The 22,864-nt window shown below is 34.5% G+C and carries 23 protein-coding genes; 11 read left to right on the top strand and 12 right to left on the bottom strand.

Annotated elements, in window-relative coordinates; all coding sequences use genetic code 11:
* Positions 1 to 524 precede the first annotated feature (524 nt).
* Together OK414_RS28270 and OK414_RS28265 are read right to left on the bottom strand one after the other, a co-directional pair.
* Complete coding sequence (locus OK414_RS28270) at positions 525 to 2,912, bottom strand: heavy metal translocating P-type ATPase (protein WP_205663265.1); 2,388 nt, start codon at positions 2,910 to 2,912, stop codon at positions 525 to 527.
* Between the two features lie 13 nt (positions 2,913 to 2,925).
* Entirely contained in the window at positions 2,926 to 3,327 is a 402-nt protein-coding gene (locus tag OK414_RS28265) for an ArsR/SmtB family transcription factor (RefSeq protein WP_205663263.1), read from the bottom strand.
* A gap of 425 nt (positions 3,328 to 3,752) precedes the next feature.
* On the opposite strand from OK414_RS28265, the gene OK414_RS28260 reads away from it, so the two are divergent.
* Entirely contained in the window at positions 3,753 to 4,733 is a 981-nt protein-coding gene (locus OK414_RS28260; protein WP_205663262.1) for a cation diffusion facilitator family transporter, read from the top strand.
* 278 nt (positions 4,734 to 5,011) lie between these two features.
* Here the strand turns inward: OK414_RS28260 and OK414_RS28255 are convergent, their stop codons facing one another.
* From OK414_RS28255 to OK414_RS28235, 5 genes are all read right to left on the bottom strand, one after another.
* Positions 5,012 to 5,353: a double zinc ribbon domain-containing protein gene (locus tag OK414_RS28255; RefSeq protein ID WP_205663261.1), complete on the bottom strand. Its 342-nt coding sequence runs from the start codon at positions 5,351 to 5,353 to the stop codon at positions 5,012 to 5,014.
* A 330-nt stretch (positions 5,354 to 5,683) separates the two neighbouring features.
* Positions 5,684 to 6,172, bottom strand: a complete 489-nt coding sequence (locus OK414_RS28250; RefSeq protein ID WP_234943567.1) for a PCYCGC domain-containing protein — start codon at positions 6,170 to 6,172, stop codon at positions 5,684 to 5,686.
* Between the two features lie 390 nt (positions 6,173 to 6,562).
* The gene (locus OK414_RS28245) at positions 6,563 to 7,096 is read right to left on the bottom strand and encodes a PCYCGC domain-containing protein (RefSeq protein ID WP_234943566.1); all 534 of its coding nucleotides are present in this window, start codon (positions 7,094 to 7,096) and stop codon (positions 6,563 to 6,565) included.
* A gap of 113 nt (positions 7,097 to 7,209) precedes the next feature.
* Positions 7,210 to 7,935 carry a hypothetical protein gene (locus tag OK414_RS28240; protein WP_205663259.1) on the bottom strand — a complete coding sequence of 242 codons (726 nt, stop codon included), beginning with the start codon at positions 7,933 to 7,935 and terminating at the stop codon, positions 7,210 to 7,212.
* A 240-nt stretch (positions 7,936 to 8,175) separates the two neighbouring features.
* Positions 8,176 to 8,427 (bottom strand): hypothetical protein, encoded by a 252-nt coding sequence (locus tag OK414_RS28235; RefSeq protein WP_205663258.1) that lies wholly within the window; start codon positions 8,425 to 8,427, stop codon positions 8,176 to 8,178.
* A 187-nt stretch (positions 8,428 to 8,614) separates the two neighbouring features.
* Between OK414_RS28235 and OK414_RS28230 the strand changes: the two genes are divergently transcribed.
* From OK414_RS28230 to OK414_RS28215, 4 genes are read left to right on the top strand one after another with little or no spacing between them, the layout of a single operon-like run.
* A complete protein-coding gene (locus tag OK414_RS28230) occupies positions 8,615 to 8,974 on the top strand; it encodes an ArsR/SmtB family transcription factor (RefSeq protein WP_275955604.1) in 360 nt (119 codons plus the stop codon).
* Positions 8,975 to 9,005: 31 nt separating this feature from the next.
* Positions 9,006 to 11,696 carry a heavy metal translocating P-type ATPase gene (locus tag OK414_RS28225; protein WP_205663256.1) on the top strand — a complete coding sequence of 897 codons (2,691 nt, stop codon included), beginning with the start codon at positions 9,006 to 9,008 and terminating at the stop codon, positions 11,694 to 11,696.
* Positions 11,697 to 11,756: 60 nt separating this feature from the next.
* Entirely contained in the window at positions 11,757 to 12,380 is a 624-nt protein-coding gene (locus tag OK414_RS28220) for a class I SAM-dependent methyltransferase (protein WP_205663255.1), read from the top strand.
* A gap of 2 nt (positions 12,381 to 12,382) precedes the next feature.
* The gene (locus tag OK414_RS28215) at positions 12,383 to 13,465 is read left to right on the top strand and encodes a copper resistance D family protein (RefSeq protein WP_205663300.1); all 1,083 of its coding nucleotides are present in this window, start codon (positions 12,383 to 12,385) and stop codon (positions 13,463 to 13,465) included.
* Between the two features lie 36 nt (positions 13,466 to 13,501).
* Here the strand turns inward: OK414_RS28215 and OK414_RS28210 are convergent, their stop codons facing one another.
* The gene (locus OK414_RS28210) at positions 13,502 to 13,726 is read right to left on the bottom strand and encodes a helix-turn-helix domain-containing protein (RefSeq protein ID WP_205663253.1); all 225 of its coding nucleotides are present in this window, start codon (positions 13,724 to 13,726) and stop codon (positions 13,502 to 13,504) included.
* A gap of 328 nt (positions 13,727 to 14,054) precedes the next feature.
* Between OK414_RS28210 and OK414_RS28205 the strand changes: the two genes are divergently transcribed.
* Positions 14,055 to 14,534: a hypothetical protein gene (locus tag OK414_RS28205; protein ID WP_205663252.1), complete on the top strand. Its 480-nt coding sequence runs from the start codon at positions 14,055 to 14,057 to the stop codon at positions 14,532 to 14,534.
* A complete protein-coding gene (locus OK414_RS28200; RefSeq protein WP_157842233.1) occupies positions 14,521 to 14,685 on the top strand; it encodes a hypothetical protein in 165 nt (54 codons plus the stop codon). The genes OK414_RS28205 and OK414_RS28200 overlap by 14 nt, the downstream gene beginning before the upstream one ends.
* Before the next feature lie 206 nt (positions 14,686 to 14,891).
* Here OK414_RS28200 and OK414_RS28195 read toward each other — a convergent pair whose 3' ends face one another.
* The 4 genes from OK414_RS28195 to OK414_RS28180 form a co-directional block, all read right to left on the bottom strand.
* On the bottom strand, positions 14,892 to 15,365 hold the full coding sequence (locus tag OK414_RS28195; RefSeq protein WP_205663250.1) for a MerR family transcriptional regulator: 474 nt from the start codon (positions 15,363 to 15,365) through the stop codon (positions 14,892 to 14,894).
* A 301-nt stretch (positions 15,366 to 15,666) separates the two neighbouring features.
* Positions 15,667 to 16,461: a plasmid stabilization protein gene (locus tag OK414_RS28190; RefSeq protein WP_205663248.1), complete on the bottom strand. Its 795-nt coding sequence runs from the start codon at positions 16,459 to 16,461 to the stop codon at positions 15,667 to 15,669.
* A 109-nt stretch (positions 16,462 to 16,570) separates the two neighbouring features.
* Positions 16,571 to 17,872: a replication protein gene (locus OK414_RS28185; protein ID WP_205663246.1), complete on the bottom strand. Its 1,302-nt coding sequence runs from the start codon at positions 17,870 to 17,872 to the stop codon at positions 16,571 to 16,573.
* Between the two features lie 469 nt (positions 17,873 to 18,341).
* On the bottom strand, positions 18,342 to 18,887 hold the full coding sequence (locus OK414_RS28180; protein ID WP_205663245.1) for a DUF3967 domain-containing protein: 546 nt from the start codon (positions 18,885 to 18,887) through the stop codon (positions 18,342 to 18,344).
* Between the two features lie 491 nt (positions 18,888 to 19,378).
* On the opposite strand from OK414_RS28180, the gene OK414_RS28175 reads away from it, so the two are divergent.
* The 4 genes from OK414_RS28175 to OK414_RS28160 all read left to right on the top strand — a co-directional run bounded on the left by OK414_RS28175 (position 19,379) and on the right by OK414_RS28160 (position 22,831).
* Complete coding sequence (locus OK414_RS28175; protein WP_205663243.1) at positions 19,379 to 19,633, top strand: hypothetical protein; 255 nt, start codon at positions 19,379 to 19,381, stop codon at positions 19,631 to 19,633.
* Positions 19,634 to 19,873: 240 nt separating this feature from the next.
* Positions 19,874 to 20,854, top strand: a complete 981-nt coding sequence (locus OK414_RS28170) for an alpha/beta hydrolase (RefSeq protein ID WP_205663242.1) — start codon at positions 19,874 to 19,876, stop codon at positions 20,852 to 20,854.
* 7 nt (positions 20,855 to 20,861) lie between these two features.
* Positions 20,862 to 22,256: a sensor histidine kinase gene (locus OK414_RS28165; RefSeq protein WP_234943564.1), complete on the top strand. Its 1,395-nt coding sequence runs from the start codon at positions 20,862 to 20,864 to the stop codon at positions 22,254 to 22,256.
* Positions 22,244 to 22,831, top strand: coding sequence for a response regulator (locus tag OK414_RS28160; RefSeq protein WP_205663241.1), 588 nt, complete (start codon positions 22,244 to 22,246; stop codon positions 22,829 to 22,831). The genes OK414_RS28165 and OK414_RS28160 overlap by 13 nt, the downstream gene beginning before the upstream one ends.
* The last annotated feature ends 33 nt before the right edge of the window (positions 22,832 to 22,864 follow it).

Here is a 22,864-nt window from a genome sequence, read left to right as displayed (position 1 = left end):
CTCATAACTTTTTATTTCCTATATTTTAAGCTTCCTTTGAAGACTTTAGGTGCATTTTTAAGCCTCATAAATACGCTTATTACAGTATTTATTTCTTGACCTTAAATCGTTTAAGAAAGAACACTACACCACCTAAGACACCGAATATTAAAATAAATATGTTTGTCAAACTAAAAGGAATATGATTCAGTAAACGAAAAGCTGTTTTTAGGTTAAAATATGAATCAGTGACAAACAGATGATAAGTAGAAAAAGCTGCAAGGGTGAATACTATAATGAATAGCAGTATGATAATTTTTTGCGTTAACATTGATTAAGGCCTCTCTTCGTGTTTTATCAAATGATTTTTCTCATAGTCATAGGTAGTTAATTTTCAACATGGATCATATTCAATTATATAAAATAGTTATGAAGAAAAAGTGGTCAAAATATGACAAAGATTGTAGTAGAAAATTCTTAATTACAGGTGTTATAAATAACAAATAAAGCTGACCAGTATAAAATTGGTCAGCTCTATTTGTTATTTATTTCAAACGTAATACACGCATGGCATTTAAAACAGCTAGCAACGTTACACCCACATCTGAAAAGACAGCTTCCCACATGGTTGCAATTCCAAATGCACCTAATAGTAAGAAGATAACTTTAACTCCCAAGGCAAATAAAATATTTTGCCATACGATGCGACGAGTACGTTTAGCGATACCAATAGCTGTTGGGATTTTAGAAGGCTCATCTGTCATAATGACAATGTCTGCTGCCTCAATGGCTGCATCTGACCCTAGTCCCCCCATGGCAATTCCAACATCTGCTCGTGCTAAAACAGGTGTATCGTTAATACCATCGCCTACAAATATAATTTTTTCTTTTGGAGATTTTTCTTTATCTAAATTCTCGATTTTCTCTACCTTATGTTGAGGTAACAACTCTGCATGAACTTCATCCAACCCTAACTGTTTACCCACAGAATCTCCAACTGCTTTCGCATCTCCAGTTAGCATGACTGTCTTTTTAATGCCTAATGCTTTTAAGGCTTGAATGGCTTGATTAGAATCCTCTTTCACTTCATCTGAAATAACAATGTATCCAGCGTATTGTTTATCTACAGCGACATGAACAATGGTTCCAATTTCATCTGGTCGTTGAAAAGAGATTTGTTCTTTGTTCATAAGCTTAGCATTTCCAGCTGCAATTTCTTTTCCATCTACTGTAACCGAAATACCATGTCCTGAAATTTCATTATATTCCTGTATTGCATCTTCATTTATTTTCTTTCCATATGCCTTGCGGATAGACTCCGCAATTGGATGATTAGAATGAACTTCAGCTAAAGCTGCATATTCCAAAACTTGTTCTTTTGTAAAGTTAAACTTAGGACGAATACTTGTTACTTTAAATACACCTTTGGTCAATGTACCAGTTTTATCAAATACAACATATTTAACGTCGTTTAACGCTTCTAAATAGTTACTTCCTTTTACAAGAATACCTGTTTTGGATGCAGCACCTATTCCTCCAAAGAATCCTAATGGAATTGAAACGACAAGTGCACAAGGACAAGAAATAACTAAGAATACTAGTGCACGATAAATCCAATCTGAAAAAGTAGCACCACTAATCAATAACGGTGGTAAAACAGCTAATGCTGTTGCCACAATTACTACAACTGGAGTGTAATAACGAGCAAATTTTGTAATGAAGTTTTCTGTTGGTGCTTTTCGACTACTTGCATTTTGAACTAACTCTAAAATTTTAGATACGGTTGATTCTTCAAATCCTTTTGTTACTTCTACGGTTAAGACACCATTCTTATTAATAAACCCACTAAGCACATCGCTTCCGACTTCTACTTCTCGTGGTACAGATTCTCCCGTTAAAGCTGATGTATCCATCATTGAAGTACCAACTAATACTTTTCCATCTAGTGGAACTTTTTCGCCAGGTTTAATCAAGATGATATCGCCTATATTTACGTCTTCTGGAGAAACTTTTATGAATTCACTTCCACGTTTTACATTCGCAGAATCTGGTCGAATATCCATCAATGCGCTAATAGACTTACGAGAACGATTTACAGCAATGCTTTGGAATAATTCTCCCACTTGGTAGAAGAGCATAACTGCAACCCCTTCAGGGTACTGTTTAATAGCAAATGCTCCGATGGTTGCTAAAGCCATAAGAAAATGTTCATCAAAGACTTGCCCTCTTAGAATATTTTTAACAGCTCGTAAAACGATATCTCCACCTATAATGAGATAAGCAATGAGAAATAATCCAAGCTCTGCCACTCCGGAAACAGGAGCAAACATTCCGATTCCGGCTAGCACAGCACCTATTCCTAATCGTGCAAACATTTTTTTAGTATTTTCACTTCCGTGATCATGGTCGTGACCATGACCATGATCATGACCGTCATCGTGTTTATGAGACTCTGATATAACTTCTACTTCGGGCTCTAACTTCTTCACAATCTTTGTAGCTTCATTTTCTAATTGATCTAGTTGATCTGGGTTAGAAGCTTCCATAATTAGTTTTTTAGAAACAAAATCAACAGTAGAAGATGTTACTCCTTCTAGTTTTCCTACTCCTTGTTCAATTTTGGCTGCGCAATTTGCACAATCTAATCCTTTTAGATAAAAAGTTCTTACAGCAGCAGTTCTTTTAGAAGCCCCTTTTTCTTGTATATTGATATGAGGTTCTAACGTTTTCACTTTTTTCTTTGCCTCTAATATAACTGTTCCTTCTTGAGTATTATCAGTCTCTAAGGTAAGAGTCTTTGTAACAAAGTTAACAGAACATGAAGATACTCCTTGTATACCCTTTACTCCATTTTCAATTTTAAGAGCACAGTTGGCACAATCTAATCCTTCAAGTAACAGTTCCCGTTTCACTTTTTGCTTTTGTTCTTCCATCGATTCCTCGCCTCTATTCTTCTTTTATGCTATCTTCAGTGACATGTTGGAATGCCTGATTGAAAATTTGAATCACATGATGATCAGCAAGTGAGTAATATACTACTTTTCCTGCTTTACGATTTTTAACCAGCTTAGCTTGCTTCAAGACACGTAACTGATGAGAAATGGATGATTGTGTCATTTCTAATAGATAAGCCAAGTCACATACACACATTTCTGTTTCAAATAAAGCATGGAGAATACGTGTTCTTGTTCGATCGCCTAATACCTTAAATAGCTCTGCGACATTTGTTAAGACTTCTTGATCTGGTGTTGTCTCTTTTACTTTTGCTACGACTTCTTCGTGAATAACCGTTTGACTGCACGTTTCCTGAATTGTCGCCACTGTTTTAGTTTCTTTATTTGTTATCATATTTTCACATCCTTGAATATATGAACAATAACTCATATGTTCATATGTTTGTTTTCATTATATGTAGCATACTTCTAATGTGTCAATGGATATTTACTAAACAATTAATAATATTTCCTTTCTTAAGAACTTAATATTCAGCTCTTAATCCATAAAGTGTAAGATCACTGTTTTTATCTTGTACTCAAGAACGCTTCCTAGCACGGCATAAAGTTTTCTGAACAAACAAATACTAGCATTAACGTAGTTAACGGAGAAAGTTTCCAATCATTATCTAAAATATGTTCTAGATATAAAGTGGGGATAAAAAATAAAGATAATGTTCAAAATGTGCGCTTCTTTATTAAAAATTAATGAATTAACTGAAAGAAGTTATAAAATCATCTCGATTTTTAATAACAATAATATGTTACATGGAGGATATGATGGAGAAAATTCTAGAAAATAACGGGCATGTTCATCAACATAATGATAACCATGATGAACATGCTCATGGAATGGGACATGTTCACGTTGCACAAGACAAATTAAAAAAAGCAATCTTTTTAGGCTTATTAGTATTAATTGCAGAAGTGATAGGCGGTTTTTTAGCAAATAGCTTGGCTTTATTAAGTGATGCTGGGCACATGTTAACCGACGTGGCCTCACTAATTGTGGCCTGGCTAGCCATTCGAATGTCGTTGAATCCCCCTTCGCCTTCTATGACATACGGCTATCACCGTATTACGATACTTGCCGCGCTTTTAAATGCATTAACATTAATTGGAATAGCCATCTTTATTGGTGGAGAAGCTTATAAACGTATTACAAATCCCGAACCCGTTCAAGGAACTGTTTTATTTATTACCGCAGGGATTGGACTTGTTGTAAACCTTTACATAGGTCTAGGTATGAAAAATCAAGCTGACAACGTAAACATTCGAAGTGCCATGCTTCACGTAATGGGTGATGCTGCAGCTTCAGCAGGGGTTATTGTAGCAGGTATAATTATGTATTTTACACAGTGGTACATTCTAGATCCTATTTTAAGTATTTTAATTGCCCTACTTGTGGCAGTTGGGGCGTGGCGTATCATAAAAGAAACCTATGTTGTATTAATGGAAGGCACCCCTGCTGGAATCGAATTTTCAGAAGTAGAAACAGAAATTAAATCTATACCAGATGTTAAAGACATTCATGATCTTCATATTTGGAGTTTAACTTCGAATAAAAACGCGATGAGTAGTCATATTGAAGTAGATGGAAGTATCACAGTTCGAGAAACTATGAACATTATTCGTAACATTGAACAAGTTCTAGAGAAAAAGTTTCAAATTGGTCACGTGACAATTCAAGTAGAGGACGAACAACATGCCCATGGAGAAGAAATGTTTGACATTGATAAGAACTGGAATGGCAAAGAATAAAAATACAATTTCTCTACTTTATGCTAATGAGAATTTAGCATCTGTTTCAGATTTGTCTCTTTGAAACCATAACACAAGACTTCGGGTTTCTAAATCAAGCTGTAAAGTGCGTGAAAGGTTAATTTCGCATCTTTAATTTAATATATGGAAAGCCTAATGAGTAGTTGTTTTGATGTTTTAAAAACAAAATAAATATGTGCTCTTTATAGTATAGGTAAATAAAATTAGCTTTTAATGACAAAACCTTCTCTTCAGGTTGTAAGAAGAGAAGGTTTTGTTCATCTAATAGATGTTCCACACTGCTGACAAAATTTTGCGTGTGCCATTACAGTATTATTGCATTTTGGACAAAGTACAGGATCTTTTTGAAGCCGATCTCCACATTCATAACAAAACTTATGACTCACATCATTAGAAGCATTACAGCGCCGACAAACAATCATATTTGAAGGCCTTGGTGTAGTTCTTGGGTCCTCATATCGATATGGACGAGGCTCTTCATAATAATCCTGATGCCCGTGATGGTCATCGTGATGCCCGTGATGGTCCCCGTGATGCCCATGTCGACGGTGATGGTCGTCATGATGATCACCTAATAAACGTCTAAAAAAATCTGACATTTTTCTCCCTCCTATATGCATATTCAGGATTTTAAATAGTTAAACTTTTAATATACGTAGTATAGTTGTTAACTGTAATCTACCTGAACATGTTTTCATTAAGGTGAATATATGAACAATTGTTCATATATTGATTATATGCATTTCAAGATTAATGTGTCAACATTCCTTGTTAACACACTATAGTAGCTGCTTCTAGGTAAGATGGTGAGAAGAATCCTAATATTGTTCTTAAAATTCTACTTGTTCTTAATTGAAAAAGCCAGACGATTAATAGTATCTGCTGGCTTTTTAGTGTGTATAATTTTACGATTGTTGCTCAATTTAGAATCATACTTCAGGAGTTGGAGTAGGATTAGGGTATCCTTCTTTAAACTTATCCTCAACACCCTGGCGAATTTCCTTGATTGATTTTCCATCGTTATAGTCTACAATCGCTTGAGACGCAATATTTGGACAGATTCGAGACTTTGTTGCATGATCATCCCATACTACTCTACCGTTATCTTTGTTCTCTTTAATAAAACAATCGTAGTTACTCTTATGACCTTCTGCTTCCCCACTGCCACAATAACATGGAATATTCTCCAATAACTTTTTGTTTTTCGAAACTTCTGTATAGACTATTTTTATATTGTCAGGTTTCTCACTCAAAAATGTAGGTAAGGTTTGGCTCTCTGTCTCTTCCCTGACATCCTCACTAGCATCTGCTGTGTTATTATTTATTTGAGCATCTTTTCCTATATTCGCATTTGGTAAAATAACCCATATAGTAGTGATTATTAATACTGCTGATAAAAATAAAAGTTTTTTAAACAATCTAAGCATCCTTTCTTCCGTATATTATTATTACTAGCTCTATAATCATAAATAGTAGCAGTCCAAACAGCAAGCTATGTCACTGTTTGTTCACAATTTTATAAAAGAAAGAAGTCTTTACTTAAAAACCGTAAAGACTTCTTCAAAATGTTTATTCTCATTTATTTATAATAAAATACTTTATATTTTCCAAAAAAAAGTAATTTAAACAATCACTATTCCTCCATAAATAAAACTTCTAATCTCTTTACCTTTCTTTCCAATTATTTTTTATATTCCTCTTACCATCTTTAATTACAAACCATAAGCCTAAAAGGGTTAAAGTTAATCCAAAACAAGCCATCAAGATAAGGAATACTATCATCATTCTCTCCTTTTATAAAAGGGATTTTAAACCTCTGGAGTTGGTGTTGGTGTTGGTTTAGCATAACCACTTTTATATTTTTCATCAATTGATTGACGAATTTGTTTAATTGATTTGCCGGATTTCAAATCAGAAACTGACTGAGCTGCAATCTCGAGACAAACACCACATTTTGTTCCATGGTCATCCCATACTACCTTTCCATCTTCTTTATTCTTATAGATGAAGCAATCATAGTTATTTTTGTGCCCTGCAGATTCACCACAGCCACAGTAACATGGAATATTCTCTAATAGCTCTTTGTTTTGTGCAGCATCTGCATAAATGACTTGCATATCTTCCGATTTATCTTTTAAAAATTCAGGTAAAACTCCATTACTTGTTGTTTCTTCTCTAATATCACCACTAGCGACTTCTGAGTGCTGTTCGTGGTCTTTCTTTGTTTGGCTTGTTGTTTCTTTGCTTACCTTTTCTTCGTTTGTGTTTGAACAAGCCACCGAGATAAAACTAACGACTAACATGATTAGTACAAATAGAGACCTTTTATGCAACTGAAACATCCTTTCCTACTATTTATTTTAGTAACTAATTCTATAATAGTAGGGAAAAGTTCAGCCTACAAGGTATATTCATCATTCTTGGCGTTTTTAAAACAACTAAAAATAAAATCCCATTAATGACCGTGAAACAATGAAAGAGAATACTGATAAACGTAAATAATTAATACTCCTAAGCCTATAAGCATCCATACATGTAGACGTCTGAAATGAATCACAGCCTTGCCTATTACTTCATGAAAGATAACAAAGGACAATGTTCCGATTGCTCCCCCGGTCGATAAAGCTTGTAATTTAAGTGAGGAAGCTTGTACGCTTTCTCCAATCAATAAACTCCCACCTAAGGATAGAGATAAGAAGGCTACAATTAGTAAGAAGAATAATTGAGGGACTTTTGCTACGGAAAGAACAGTCATGATCGCCATGCCCTCTGGGACCTGGTGTAAAATGGTGGCTACAAATACAGAAGTTGATTCATGTATATCGGTTATACCAAATGTAATTCCAGTAATTACATTATGAAAGAATATAGCAACTGTTAATAAAATGAGTGCTTGTAAAGGTGAAATTTCACTATTTTTCTTATGCAAAAAGAGATCAATACATAGCATTACGATATATCCTGCAACAATTCCCAATAGTACTCCTTTTAGGTCGTATATATGCCAAGTAGAGGGAAGGATATCAAATAACAATAATCCTAATAAGATTCCTCCACAAATGGCATACATAAACTGGATCCTTCCCTGAACTACATAGCTCACTATTTTAAGGAGGCCACCGCCTACTAACAAGCCAAGTAATGAACCTAAAGTGAATAATAAATTCATTTCTATGTGCATAATTGTTACTTCCTTTCGGCTATATTGTTATTTACAATTAACCTATTCGATGAAAAGGCAATCATACCTATGTTTTATAGATTTTCAGCAGAAATAACGGCACTCACTTATAAAAGAGATAATAATAGTAAGAAACCTTTGCTGAAAATGAGGATAGTTTGGTTGTTCTTAGATGTTGGAACCTAAAACATTCAACATATTTTCTATTTCTATAGACCTTCCTTCTTTAATAAAGAATAGTTACCATGCCTCAGTAAAACCACCTATAGCTATCACAATCACTATTAGGCCTATACCCATGTAAAGAAAGGGTCCCTTTCCTTTCCACTCTAAATGAGTAGCGTAACCATTAAAAACGAGTGATGCTCCTAACAAAACAAGACCAAATGACTTCAAGTAAAGTGAATGCTGAAAGTAAGAAACGATAGCTAGAATGGCTCCCACTACAGCTAAAAGTACATAAAATACTTTCAATGCTTTAAGACATTTCATGTCTTTCCCCCTTTTGCTATCAACCTTAAACTATCCCCTAATATCCAACATATGCTTTTTTATCGGTAATTTAGTGCTAGTTTAAAAATATAATTAAAATAATCAAATAAACATTTGAACATTTTTAAAAAATGGCATATATTATAAACAAATACACATTTGAATGTTTGAATATAAGGAGGAAATTATGGCAAAAGATCGCTGCGATATTTATTGTTATAACGAAGAAAAAGTTAATCGTATTAAGTCTTCTATAGATGTTAAGGAAGCTCAAGATGTAACAAAAACCCTAAAAGCTTTAGCAGATGAAACAAGATTGAAGATTGTCCTTGCTTTGTATAAGGGGGAAGAATTATGTGTTTGTGACGTAGCTAATATTGTTGGATCTACAGTAGCAACAGCTTCTCATCATTTGAGACTTCTTCGTAATATGGGAATTGCAAGCTACCGTAAAGAAGGAAAACTAGCTTTCTATTCTTTGAATGATGAACATATTAAGCAGTTGATTGAAGTCATGTTTACTGAGAAGGAAGAAATTACGCTTTAAGCTTTTCTTACTATATGAGGAGTTGGAAGAAATGGCACCTAAAAATGTACAAGATGAATCAAATAAGAGTTGTTGCAGTAGCAATCCTTCAAATAAGCTAAAAGATGAAGTGAAAAGCGATAGTTGCTGTAGCTCAAATATTATTCCTTTAATAAAAGAGGAAAATCTCCAGAAGAAATCGAGCTGTTGTAGTTCAAATAACTCCTCAGCAGTTGAGGAAAAACATGAAGAACCACAATCAAATTGTTGTAGCAGTAATGCTTCAAATGCTTCATCAAACAATGTAAAGCTAGATAGTTGCTGCAGTTCAGATAGTGTTGCCTTAACCAAAGAAGAAAATCTACAACATAAGTCAAGTTGTTGTAGCAGTGACAGTAATGCTTCTGAAGACAAAGAACTTGTTACAAATGGAACTGGAGAAAAAAGCGAATATCGAGTGTTTGGAATGGATTGTCCAGCTTGTGCTGCTACAATTGAAAAAAGTCTAAGAACTTTAGACGATATACAAGATGTAAAAGTAAATTACAGCACAGGAAAATTGCAAGTAGTAGCAAACAACCAATTGGCTTTTTCCCCTATCCCAAACCGAGTTGAGAAACTAGGTTTTAGTATTGAGCCAATCAATCAAAATAAGCGAATGAAAACTTATTTGATTGAAGGAATGGATTGTGCTGCTTGTGCGAACACAATTGTTAATCATTTAAAGACTGTACCTGCTGTTAAAGATGTCAGTGTGAACTTTTCAACGGGAAAAGCACAGATTGACCATGATAATGATGTAGAAGAAATTATTAAGGAAGTCTCTAAAGCAGGATATACCGCGACTTTACTAACTAATAATAGAAAAGCTGTCGAAACAAATCATAATAAAGGAAAAAATGGACCTATTATTTTTTCAGGAATTCTTATCGCGTTAGGTTTCATCGGCTCTTATACAGGGGTTTCTCCTTTTATTAATAACATTATGTATGCAGTAGCTATGGTCATTAGTGGATATAAGCCTGCTAAAAGTGCTTTTTATGCTGTTAAAAGTCGTTCATTAGATATGAATGTATTAATGACCGTTGCAGCGCTTGGAGCTGCTATTATTGGTGAATGGCTCGAAGGTGCTACAGTTGTATGGCTATTTGCCCTAGGAGTAGCATTACAAACTAGGTCCATCGAACAAACAAGGAATTCGATACGAAACTTAATGGATTTAGCTCCTCCTGAAGCTTGGGTAAAACAAGGTGACCAATTGCTAAAAAAAGCCGTAGAAGAAGTATCTATAGGAAATATCATTGTGGTCAAACCGGGAGATCGAATTCCTTTAGATGGAGAAGTAGTAAAAGGAGAATCTAGTATTAATCAAGCCCCTATTACTGGTGAATCGATTCCAGTTGATAAAGAAATTGGCGATACTGTTTATGCTGGAACAATTAATGAGAGTGGTTCATTAGAAATCAAAGTGACAAAACTGGTAGAAGACACGACCATTTCTAAAATTATTCACTTGGTTGAAGAAGCTCAAGAAAAGAAAGCTCCAACTCAAGCATTTGTCGATAAATTTGCAACGATTTATACACCTATTGTTTTTATCCTAGCTTTATTAGTGATGGTGGTCCCTCCTTTATTCGGTGGATCATGGGGTGACTGGTTCTACAAAGGGCTTGAATTATTAGTAGTAGCATGTCCTTGTGCGTTGGTTATTTCTACGCCAGTGGCTATTGTATCAGCTATTGGTAATGCGGCTAAGAATGGTGTCCTTATAAAAGGTGGAACATTCTTAGAAAAAGCAGGAGCTATAAGCGCAATTGCTTTTGATAAGACTGGTACGCTTACGGAAGGTAAACCAGCCGTTTCAAACGTAATTCCTTATACTTCTACAGAAGAACAGCTTCTATCCATCACTAAAACGTTAGAAGAGTATTCAAATCATCCAATTGCACGAGCAATTGTTGCCCATGCTGATAATCAAGATATTACTTCTTTAGAAGGTTCAAATTTTAAAAGTATAACAGGTAAAGGTGTGCAAGCAACAATTGATGGAACTATCTATTATGCTGGGAATGCAAATTTATTCTCAGATATAGGAACACCATTATCTAATTCTTTAACACATATTGAAAAGCTTCAAACTGAAGGAAAAACCATTATTATTGTGGGAACAAAAGAAGAAGTGTTAGGAATTGTAGGAGTAGCTGATATCATCAGAAAAACAACGATATCAGCTTTAGATAGCCTTAAACAAAATGGAATTGAACAAATTGTCATGTTAACAGGCGATAATGAAGGTACAGCAAAAATGATTGCCTCTCAGTCAGGTGTAAATCGCTATTTTGCAGACCTTCTACCTGAAGATAAAGTAACAGCAATCAAGCAGTTACAAAGCGAAGGTTATAAAACAGCTATGGTTGGAGACGGCATTAATGATGCCCCTGCATTGGCGACAGCAGACCTTGGAATTGCAATGGGTGGTGCAGGTACAGACACAGCTATGGAGACAGCAGATATTGTATTGATGGCGGATAACTTAGAAAAGCTACCTCATACCATGAAATTAAGTCGAAAAGCATTGACGGTTATCAAACAAAACATTTGGTTTTCGATTATTATCAAAGTAATTGCTTTAGTATTTATTTTCCCTGGTTGGTTAACGCTTTGGATTGCTGTCCTCAGTGATACAGGAGCCGCCTTACTCGTTATCTTAAATAGTCTTCGAATATTAAAAATGAAAGAATAAACATCATGTAGTGGCTTTCCATCGATAGTTGGAAAGCCCTTTTTATAAGGAGGAAATAGGATGAATAACCAGTGGAATCAGTTTATTTATAGATGTTGGGCACCCTTCTATGATGTTTTTTTTAACCATGGAACATTTTATAAAGCTAGAAAGAAAGTGTTTCAAAATATTTTATTTAAACCAAAACAACGTGTTTTATTTGTGGGAATTGGAACAGGCGCAGACTTAACATTTATACCCTACGATGACTTACAAGTGAAAGCTATTGACTATTCAGACGAAATGCTTCAAAAAGCAAAAGATAAATATAAAAATAGTTCCATTGAGTTTTTACAGATGGATGCTCAGGAACTAGACTTTAAATCAAATTCGTTTGATATTGTTGTGGCCAGCCTACTTCTTAGTGTTGTTCCTAACGCCAATAAATCATTAAATGAAATGATTCGAGTAACCAAGGATAAAGGAACGATCCTAATTTTCGATAAATTTGAACCAACTAATCAGCAACTTTCTTTCGGTAAAAAGATGCTTCGACCTCTCATTAAGTTGCTCGGAACAGATATTGGGCTATCCTTTGAAAGTGTTTACAAAAATGTTGAAAATCAGTGTGAAATTCAAGAAGACGTAGATGTTATGATGAAAGGGTTATATAGGAAGATTATATTGCAGAAGAAAGGTGATTAATGTTGAACGTACTAGTACCTCTTACTGAACTGATAACGTATATACTTTTTTCTATCTTAATAGGGCATGTTGCTCTTCAATTTGTTTCACCTGAAAAGAAACCTAGTATATATATATCCAGAAGGTTTTTATTAAGCTGTGTTTTAGGAATTATTCTCTTCACTTTTGGTCCTCTTTTGCAAGTAGTTGCCTATTTTGGCGGAAGTGTTGGGGTGGCTCAAACTTTATTTTCTGTTTTATTTACTTTTGAAATAGGTAAAGCATGGATTGCTATCGTTTGGTGTTCCATCCTTTTATGGTTAGCTATCTATCTAGAAAGCTCCAAATATATTCAAGCTGTTTTATTATTTTTAATGGTATTAAGCATAGGATATGCTAGTCATGTAGCCTCCTTATCTTTTTGGACAGGATTTACTTCTCATACAGTGCATTTCTTAGCTGTCACTTTATGGGCAGGTATTTTAATACAAGTTTCATGGTTCAGTAAAGATTCTACAAATTGGGATAGATTCTTACGTTGGTTTACGCCATTTGCAGTTAGTTGTATGATCGTTATTTTAATAAGTGGTGTCATTGTAATGTTATTTGTTATAGATTTCAAAGATTACGTAAATGCCTGGGTTTTGCCCTATGGACAGATGTTACTATTTAAACATATAAGTATTATCCCTCTTCTCGTCTTTGCGTTTATTAATGGGATTTTAGTAAGGAGAATGAGGAAAACGCCTACATTTGATCCTCGTCTTTGGGTGAAAGCTGAAAGTATATGTTTAGTAATAATCTTCTTTTTCACAGGAGTTTTAGGCACATTATCTCCACCACATGATATTGATCAGACCGTCAAATCTGAAGGAGCCGTAAATTGGGTTACTAATTTACTTGGTAGTTCTATTAAAATACCAGTAAATTTAGAGATAATAGGCTCATCTCAGGGAATAGTTTCCTTTATTTTTGGAGTTCTGTTTCTTATTATGATTGTCCTTAGTTTTTATAAGAAAAAAACACCTGTTTTAGCTGTCTTCTTAGTAATCAGTTTTATTATAAGTACTTATTTAGGGTTGATGACGAGTGTTGCATTAGAATAACGAGTAAGAAAAGACTCCTGTATAAATAGGAGTTTTTTAAATATCCCAAAAATCATCACTTTTAAGATTAGGATCAATCTCCCTTAGTGCTTTAAGTATTTTCTTCATAGTCTTTTGAGTTGGTGATCGATCCATATCACTCGTTAAATCTCCAATAGTGTTTTTATTTAATCCAGTTTTATCCTTTAACCATGCTTGAGATATTCCCCGTCTATCCAGCCATTTACCTAACTTTGTGCGTCTTTTTCCAAGTCCAAACATACTTTCACTCTCCTTCATTTTCCAGTAGTGTCCAATAATCCTGAAAAATAAACCCATTCTTCCTGAAAGATGAGGAATAGTGTACAAGCTCTCCTTCATATCATTCAAGTAAGATGTCACGAAGGCATCACACTAGTGTCATAACATGAGGATAGGAGTGAACGACATGAATAAAGAATTAGCCATTCAATTATTAAACTCACAAAATGGTGTCTTCCTGACATCAGAAGGTAAGAAGGTATTAGAAACCATTTTAAATAAAAAAACAGCGTATACAGCAAAATAAAAAGGATCTAAGAGATAAATATATTAATAAGGAGAGGATTCTGTGTATCGACTCACTTTAAGGTGTAGCGACGTCTATCGTACATATATTGATGAATGGTTTCAGCAAACATCCCTAAGTCGAAATCAAATTGTCAGATGTGCATTGTTTACAGCTGCCAACAATCCGTTATTTCTAGAAATTATGAGTCACTATAAACGAAGTGATGTCACTCCCCCCTCTCCACCATGGGACGCTTCTGCCCATTATTTATGGCTGGAGCAAGACGCGAATGTAAAAGAAGAAGGGAGCATTATATATGATGTCATGGAAGGAAAAGGAACGTCTTCAAGCGCTTCTAAAGTACTTAGAACACCAACTGGTAGCAGACGAATACCAGAAGCAAGTATTCAACCCTCACGTTCCTCCTACAGTGAAAAAGAGTCACCTTCACGATGTGAGCCAACGTCTGAGAGACGAACAGGGACGCTTCCTATCGTACAATTCTCAAATAATGGAGGAATCAGACTTGATCTTCGATAGTGAACAAGAGACAAAACGTAAATTAAAAATAGAGCCAATTGCTGGCTCGTATAATAGCTACTCTGTTGATGAAAAAGATAAAAGAGATTGGAGTGGAAACATTTATCTAGGTTGTGTGGCTGCTATTTTAGCCATTGCGTTCTTCTCTTAATCTCTTTTAAAATATTGTCGATATTTTTGTCATAAACATATAGCATGAATACAGGTAAGACCGCCTTATAGACTGATACATAATGGGCGGTCTTTGTTATAGATATTCCTCAAAATTGAACTTCACATAAACAAACCCTTTTTCCTTTAGGTAAAGGAAAAAGGGCTTGTTTTTTAGAGAATATTAGATAACACCATTCTAGCAAATCATTTTTCAAAAAAGGTTTTTAACCACTTATAAAAACTCTTCTTTTGTTGTTGTGCTTTTTTTAACGCCCGAATTTCGCGAGCCATTGAAATTAATTGACGTTCGCGTTCTTCAAATTTTGCATCGATATAGCTTTGTATTTTTTTCATTTGTACGTCGAATGGTTCTAAGCTAAGGGTTTGTTTTTCAGTTGAAATGTTAGGTGGAGTGTCTGGTACTAAGTTGAATTTTTTTGCAACGGTTATAACGGCTTTTTCTAAGGTCATTTCGGGATGGGCATACATTTTTTTAAGTTCATGAAAGATGGTAACGTCGTCATTCGTATAAGCTAATCTACCTTGTTTTTTAGTAAACTGCACTCCTATTTTGGTAAAATGGAAGTTGTATTTTCGTATAGTTGATATAGGCAAACCAAGTATATCGGCTAATTCTTCGGTGGTATATGCTGCTTCTGCGGTTATGACTCTCAACATATGATCACCTCCTCTTATCAAGAGAACTATTCTAGGTATATACGTAAAAACCTTCAAATAATAAGAGGACCATCTTTGGTGTTTTGTCATTTTGCCGTTAATGTACCAAGGAACAGTGTTGGCTGAAGGTAGGATAGTACGTTCAGCTATTGATTTCAATTCATGTTTTACCGTTAATAATGAACAGCTTAATATTCTCATAGTCATGGGATAACATAGGTCCTCACGCTCGATATTAGGGTTCTCTTTTTCAACTTGAGTCAAGATGTTCTCTCTCTATACCATTCTACTCCCACTTTATTTACTTTTGATATTCATAGACCACAGGAACTTTCTCCATTTTCACAGTTTTAGCCACGACATAACGACGATAGCCATCTTTTAAAACCTTGGAGCCTTTTTCAATCGTTAATGGCTCATCTAAGCGTCCTGTACGCTTCACATAATCAATGACCTTTTGTGTTTTCTCAGGGTTCGGACGTGTGTTTAAGAATGCTTCAGGTACGATAATATCATCAAAGCTCAAAAGATCCTGTGTCCCTTTTGGTTGATTCGGTAGTGTTTTCGGTTTTGGCTCAGCCTTTTTCTCTTGTACAGGTGTTTCTTTTGTTTCTTTTGCTTCTGTCTGTACCGTTTCTGCTTCTTTTTTCTCCTCTTTTGCTACAGGTTGAGAAACAGGTGCTTGGTCTTCTTCCTGTTTAGTAGGTTCCGTATTCTTTTGGGATTGAGACGGCGCAGAAGCTTCTTGTTTACTTTCTTTTTTTGCATCCGACTCATTCTCTTTGTCGTTTTTATTCGGTAGAACGGTAATCTGGAAACAGATCACCCCTACTTCGCCAGGGCATTCATCAATCGGAATATCTAACGTTGGTTCTCCTTGAATTAAGATTTTTTCATGCATGATACTTTTCTTCGTGAGGCCTGTTTTATTAAAGGCTTTCTTAGCAACAAATACGGTATACGAAATAAAGGTACTCTTCTTTAATCCTTTCGGTGCAGATGGTGACCCTTTTTCACGCATATCAAAGGCAACGTAGCGATCATATTCTCGTAGTGGTCCTGTGGCTGATCCGGTTAAGGTAATTTTATGTGGCATAATAGTCTCCTCCTGCGTAGATTATTGGTTATTGTTTATTTAGAACACGGTTCTAAATAAACATATTCTATTAAAACATCAGCTTCTAAGGAATTTCTACTTTTTTTGATTAGGAAGCTGTGTCTTCTAGCTGGTTATGCTGACGTAAACATTCTTGTTCCTCTAGTGTTAAAGCTTGTCCTAAGTCCTGTTTCACCTGAGCTATCTCCAACAAGCTATACGTGGAGCTGTGCTCCTCCAGCAAATTCTCTTCTTCTGGTGTTAGCTCTTGTCCTAAATCTTGCTTTAACTGAATCATTTCAAGCTGTTGATCCAAAGAAATCTCTGTTTCTTTTGGAACTTCTTCTTGCTGCTGTTCAGCTTTTAACCAATCAGGAACCAATTCTTTACGGATAATATGTTTCGGTTTAGCCAATGTTATTGATTGACTTTCGTTATGTATAACTTCTTGTTGGTTTGCGTATACTGATGAATGATCCTGTCCTTTAGGGTTTACCCATTCATAGAATTGATTTTTCGCAATTTGATAGATTAATCGACACATATCCCGTAGGGATAAAGGATTGCCTTGTTGATTAGCTTCATGGACATATTTATCTAATCCCACAATGGATGTATACGCAATGTCATGTACTTGCTCTTTCTCAATCGTAATCTCTGTATCTCTTTTTACTGCTTTTGCAGCATTTTGAATGCGAGCATAGAAGTCTTTTAGTTGATGACCATATTTACCTGCATAGACTTGATTGACTTTCTTAGGCACACCTTTGATATAACTGAAGGACTGTGAAACAGATATTAAATGATTATTTATATGATTTACAGGTAAATCAAGGTTAATAAAGGCATCAGGTGATTTATCGTCCTCTAAGCTTGGTGTATCAACGTTTTCAGCACTTTCTGGAGACGTCACAGGACGTGTCACAGGAGTGGTCATTTCTTCTTGTTGAAGTGTTTGTATCCCTGTTGTATCATGGGCAAAAAAGATCTCGTCGCAAATATGCTGAAAGTTCTTATGGCTTTTAAGGATAAATACATAACTGTCAGGATGAGTACCTGTTGCATCCTCTTTAATGTATCGCGCCACAAGTACAAAGGGCGTTGCCTTTAGTGAGCGTACAAAACGAGAAACCGTACTTTTGGACACGTTAAATTTCTTCATAAGCGTTTCAGAACGGATTGCTTGAATGCCTGTAGCCACTAGGTTATAGATGACGTGATCGAGCATTTCCATTCTCTTTTTAGGAAATTCTTTATGTATAGCAGATTGTTGTTGTTTAAAGTGGGTACGAAGAATGTCTAAAAACTCTCCTTTCTTTTTACGAAGCGTGGACTTGTTGGTCCATAACCATTTGAACCGTCCATTGAAGGTATCTACATCTTTTAAATAGCAGGTTAATATCTTTGTCATTTGTTCATCGTCTCCTTTTAGGAACAAAAAAAGACACTGTTTCCCTTGAGAAAGGAAAACAATGCCTTGATTTTGATGAACTAAGCCCTTGAAATAGATGTCAATTTCGTATAAAATAAAAACATAAGTTTTATTTTATAAAAAAATGAATCTATTAACAAGAGACTTCGACAAGTGTTTTCCCTACCGGATTTAGGGGGAACGGTTTAAGAGTGCGACCAACACTTCTTAAACAGTTGAAGTCTTTTTTCTATTCCGAACCTTTTTGTTAGTTTTATTATAGCGTTAACTCATCTCAAAATTCAATAAAAAATAGCAAAATATATCAAAACAAGTATATTTAGCTACAATCGATCCTTCACTGTTTATTGGAGGAATCAACTTCATCATATATGAATTTAATAGATTTGGGGAGGGGTATTTTTTTACCCCTCCCCTATTTCCGTTTTATGTGGTATAATGTGCAACTTTACTTCTTAAACAGCTTTGTAAACCAAGACTCCTTTTTTTCTTCAGTATTGACACCTTCTTTACTAATAGATGCTAATAATTTTGTTTCTTGCACTTCCCTTATTGATAACATCAGTTGCTCGTCACGTTGCTTCAACTTTTCATCAATGTACTTTTGTTGAGAAACTAATAGTTCTTCTTGTTCTTTAAATTTTTCTAAAAGTTGCTTGTTAAACTCTTTTTGCTCATCTAAGGCTTTTTTTATGTCCATCACAACTTCGCTCAGCTCTGCACTCTCTTGCTCACCAGTCTCACTCACAACCTCTACAGTTACTGGAACCCCTTGTGATGTAAGGATTTTGTCTACCTCTTCCGCATTTTTACCATTCCCATATAACTCACGTATTCTCGCTAGTACATCTAAACAATCTTTATGAAGTTGATAAGCTTTATGTTCCTTTTTAATGCGTAATAAATGTGCATGAGAAGCTATGTATCTTCGTAATGTTTGTTGCGGAATACCTGTTTTTTCGCTTATTTGAGGTACGGTAAACCATTCACTCACACAATCACCTCCTTTTGCTTACCACTCACTTATTCTAACAGATTCAACAAAAACAAGCATTATCCTTCTTTCGTGAGTGAGTGAGCTTTAGTTAAACTCATTCGCTTTCGAGTTGAACTCCATGGTGGGTGAGTGATATGTTTGCGTGAGTTTTTAGGGTGAGTTCACCTTAAGTTAAACTAAAGGTGAACTTAAGGTGAGCTAGGGCTCTTTTTTTAAAAAGATATAGGCATATTGTGTTTTGTCAATCACAAAACAATATAGAGAGGAAGCACTATTCTCTGAAAATGAGGGTAATCACTCTCTGTAAAGTATAAAGAATATAATATATGTAGCATTTAGTATAAATTTGAGCTGCATTTTCTATTATTATTGGTGTGTGAAAATGGCCCTATTGGAAAATTGAGGGTAGAAAGTTAAATTTAAGATGAACCAGCTAATTTTAATTTATGAAAAGGATAATTACAGAAATGGAGTGGGGAGGGGTTTATATGAAGCTGTTGAAGCATAATGCAATTCCAATCTTTATATCTTTTCTTATATTAGGTTTAATTCTTACGGTTTTATTTATGCTTAAAGGGTTATTATTACAGCTTATAGGAGCAGCTTTAATTATTGTTGCAGTAGTTTTTTGTATTTTATGTGGCTTGTATTTGTTCGGTTATATTTTATTGGGGGTAATAGGTATAGTAGCTCCTATTATTGGCTTGTTATTAATAATTGGAATATTTATGTGGATTTTTTAGGGGAATATAGGGCTGTTATAGGAATTTTGAATCTCTTTAAATGGTAAATATATGATATATATTTAATTTATTACCTATAATTCAAATAATATCCAATAATTTAGGTCTTAATTATTGGATATAAAAGGAATGTGGGTGCATGTAAATCAGAACACAAGTTTGATATCATGAAAAAGAGTACAAAAATTTAACAAAAAAACTAAAATATATCTAATTTTTAGGTCGTAGGGAGAAATTAATTTGTTATTTTCGAAACTTATAGATCATTACGCTTTAAATGATTTGCATAAAGACCGAAGTGAGGAGTATCAATACTATATTGATTCTGCTCATATACCAATAAACATAGATAGAGAAACTTTTTTTGAAGTACCAGTATCACTTTCAGATATTGGCTTGAACATAACTTCTACAGACAAAGGATATAGCATGGGTGAATTTGGATTTGAAAGTTTGATACCTTCAGGGGATGATCCCAATGACTATGTAAGAGGAGAGGCTTACTTAAATGAAGCTGAAAGTAAGCCTAATGTTATTTTTGTACATGGTTGGCGAATGAAAGGATTCGATAGGGTAAAGAAGATTTTTCATAATTCGATTATGAATAGTTTAGGATGGAATATGTACTACTATACTCTTCCTTACCACTTGGAACGTCAGCCAGAGGCATCACTTTATAGTGGGGAGTTTATGGTTAGTGCCAATATCAATAGGACTGTTGAATCTACTAGACAGGCAATTGTTGATCTAAGGGCTTTGATCCAATGGATAAAAAATAACAAACAAGGTTCCGTAATTATAATAGGTGTTAGTCTTGGTGGCTTTATCTCAAATTTAGTTGCTACACTTGAGTCAGAGATCGATGCATTAGTTTCTATATTCTATTCTAATCGCCTTAGTTATTCGATATGGAATACGATTCCTGGTAAGTATATAAGACAAGACTTAGAGTCTCATGGTGTGAATTACAACGATTTAGTGAAATATTGGGAATTAACCGAGCCAAATCAAGCCATTCCAAAAATGAATAAAGATAATATACTACTGATTTCTGCTAAACACGATCAGTACGTTCACATTCAAGATGCAGATCTGTTATGGGAATCTTGGGGGAAACCTACACGGTATGTCTACAATTGTGGACATGCAGGAATAGTTCTTAAACGAAAAAAAATTGCAAAGGATACCATTTCGTTTCTACAAAATAAGCTAAAGAGGTAATGGACATATGTTTATGTTTATAATGGTGGCTTTACTGTGGTTAATGAGTTCAATTCTCTTTTTTAGAAATCCTCAAAATGAGAAAATTAGATGGGCAAGTGTTATAGGGTTTTGTGGTGGCTTTGGAGGGATAGGAGCTTTACTAGGAAAAGGCATACAACGGCCAGAGTGGGTATTACACTTGGATGGGATATTTACGTCAATAGGACACTATTTCACTCCATATGGTATGTTGATTTTTGGAATAGTTTATTCAGATGCCATTGGTAATGAACGAAAGAGAAATTTAGTAAAGCTGCTTTTACTAATTCCGGTCTTCATTATGTATCCTATGTTTCAAGTATACCCAGAGTTTAGAGTTGATTTTCGTATTTTAGCGATTTGGGTAGTACCATATGTGATAGCAGCTAATATTTTATTGATATACTCCGCATGGCGGGAAGATCGTCCAATTATTAAAAGAAGAAAAATATTGACTTGTGTATTTGTAGTTCCAATGTTTACATTTGCACTGACTACAAATATTATCTTAGAAGCGTTGGGGATTGTGGGCGTATGGCATTATAATCCTTGGGTTATTGTAATCCAATTTCTTGTATTTGTTTACTTTGGAGTTAAATATGGAATTCTTGGAGTGCGGATTAGGTTTGAAAAAGAAATGCGTGATTCCACAATGAAAGCAGCGCGTTCTGGTACAGCGTTGTTCAACCATACAATAAAAAATGAAATAGCTAAAATTGATTTATTAGTGAATCAGATCAAAGAACAAATTCCACCTGAAGAAAGGTCTGCTGAAAATCTAGGGTTAGTTTTAAATTCAACAAATCACGTTTTAGAACTTTCAAGGCGTATTCAAAGTAAGTTAGATGTTATAAACCTTAAAGAATCTGAATTTTCCCTCAGAGAAAGTATAGATTCAGCAATTATCTTGCTTAAACCTTATTTAAATATGAATCCCGGTATCAAAATCATTAAACAATATGAAGTTGATGCTATAGTCTTTGGTGATACCGAACAATTACAAGAAACTTATTTAAATATAATCAAAAATGCCAGTGAGGCAATGAATGGTCAAGGTGTAATTTTAATAAAAGTCTACAAAACTCGAAAGAAGATTCATATTGACTTTATTGATGAGGGTAAAGGGATCGAAAAAGATGAACTTACTCACGTGTTAGATCCATTTTATTCAACTAAACATAATCAAACAAATTTTGGACTTGGCTTAACCTATTGTTACAATGTCCTCAAAAAACATGGTGGCGATATTTTGGTAAAAAGTAAAGTTAAAAAAGGAACAACTTTTACATTAACTTTGCCTTCCAAGAGAATTATTGAATTTAGGGTAAATGAACAATCTAACTCTAAACTAATAGGAGAGAATAGCCAATGGACAAAATAAAATTAATGATTGTAGAAGATGATCCTGTTTGGATGCAATGTATAAGTGATTATATAGAAAAAGAGAACGATATCATTGTTGTTAAACAAGCTTACAACAAAGAAGAAGCCTTACAAGTTGATTATAATAATATTGATGTAGTTTTATTGGATTTAACGTTATTAAAAGATGAGGGTGACGAAGAAAACCTAAGTGGTCTTGAAGTCGCTAGACATTTATATAAAAAAGGTCTAAAGAAAACTATTATGCTAACCTCTTGGGATGAAAAGGATATTATACTTGAATGCTTTGATACAGGGGTTGTTAATTACATAACGAAAACATCTTATAGAGATATCCCTAACGCTATTAGAGAAGCGTTTAGAGGAAAAGTTAGTCTCCATGCTGATGTTACAAATTTATTGGTTGGAGAATTAAGGAAAGAAAGAAAAGTAAAGATATTAACACCAACAGAACGTGAAGTTTATACCTTAAAAGAACAAGGGTTAAATAAATCACAAATCGCTGACAAATTATATAAATCTGTCGAAACAATAAAAAGACAATTACGAATTATAAAAAGCAAAATGCAATGAGAAGTTAGTTTGTAGCTAATTTTTCATTGCATT

Origin of the sequence: Priestia sp. JV24 (genome assembly GCF_025910025.1) — a bacterium.
Taxonomy (GTDB): Bacteria; Bacillota; Bacilli; order Bacillales; family Bacillaceae_H; genus Priestia; species Priestia megaterium.
The sequence above is the reverse complement of the archived record's forward strand: the minus strand, read 5'-3'. Positions and strand labels throughout refer to the sequence as shown.

Coding starts and splice junctions, on each gene's coding strand:
- OK414_RS28230 (WP_275955604.1), top strand. CDS start 8,615: ATGGCAAAAGATCGCTGCGATATTTATTGTTATAACGAAGAAAAAGTT.
- OK414_RS28220 (WP_205663255.1), top strand. CDS start 11,757: ATGAATAACCAGTGGAATCAGTTTATTTATAGATGTTGGGCACCCTTC.
- OK414_RS28245 (WP_234943566.1), bottom strand. CDS start 7,096: ATGTTTCAGTTGCATAAAAGGTCTCTATTTGTACTAATCATGTTAGTC.
- OK414_RS28165 (WP_234943564.1), top strand. CDS start 20,862: ATGTTTATGTTTATAATGGTGGCTTTACTGTGGTTAATGAGTTCAATT.
- OK414_RS28225 (WP_205663256.1), top strand. CDS start 9,006: ATGGCACCTAAAAATGTACAAGATGAATCAAATAAGAGTTGTTGCAGT.
- OK414_RS28185 (WP_205663246.1), bottom strand. CDS start 17,872: ATGACAAAGATATTAACCTGCTATTTAAAAGATGTAGATACCTTCAAT.
- OK414_RS28195 (WP_205663250.1), bottom strand. CDS start 15,365: ATGTTGAGAGTCATAACCGCAGAAGCAGCATATACCACCGAAGAATTA.
- OK414_RS28175 (WP_205663243.1), top strand. CDS start 19,379: ATGAAGCTGTTGAAGCATAATGCAATTCCAATCTTTATATCTTTTCTT.
- OK414_RS28190 (WP_205663248.1), bottom strand. CDS start 16,461: ATGCCACATAAAATTACCTTAACCGGATCAGCCACAGGACCACTACGA.
- OK414_RS28160 (WP_205663241.1), top strand. CDS start 22,244: ATGGACAAAATAAAATTAATGATTGTAGAAGATGATCCTGTTTGGATG.
- OK414_RS28255 (WP_205663261.1), bottom strand. CDS start 5,353: ATGTCAGATTTTTTTAGACGTTTATTAGGTGATCATCATGACGACCAT.
- OK414_RS28265 (WP_205663263.1), bottom strand. CDS start 3,327: ATGATAACAAATAAAGAAACTAAAACAGTGGCGACAATTCAGGAAACG.
- OK414_RS28260 (WP_205663262.1), top strand. CDS start 3,753: ATGGAGAAAATTCTAGAAAATAACGGGCATGTTCATCAACATAATGAT.
- OK414_RS28270 (WP_205663265.1), bottom strand. CDS start 2,912: ATGGAAGAACAAAAGCAAAAAGTGAAACGGGAACTGTTACTTGAAGGA.
- OK414_RS28210 (WP_205663253.1), bottom strand. CDS start 13,726: ATGTTTGGACTTGGAAAAAGACGCACAAAGTTAGGTAAATGGCTGGAT.
- OK414_RS28240 (WP_205663259.1), bottom strand. CDS start 7,935: ATGCACATAGAAATGAATTTATTATTCACTTTAGGTTCATTACTTGGC.
- OK414_RS28235 (WP_205663258.1), bottom strand. CDS start 8,427: ATGAAATGTCTTAAAGCATTGAAAGTATTTTATGTACTTTTAGCTGTA.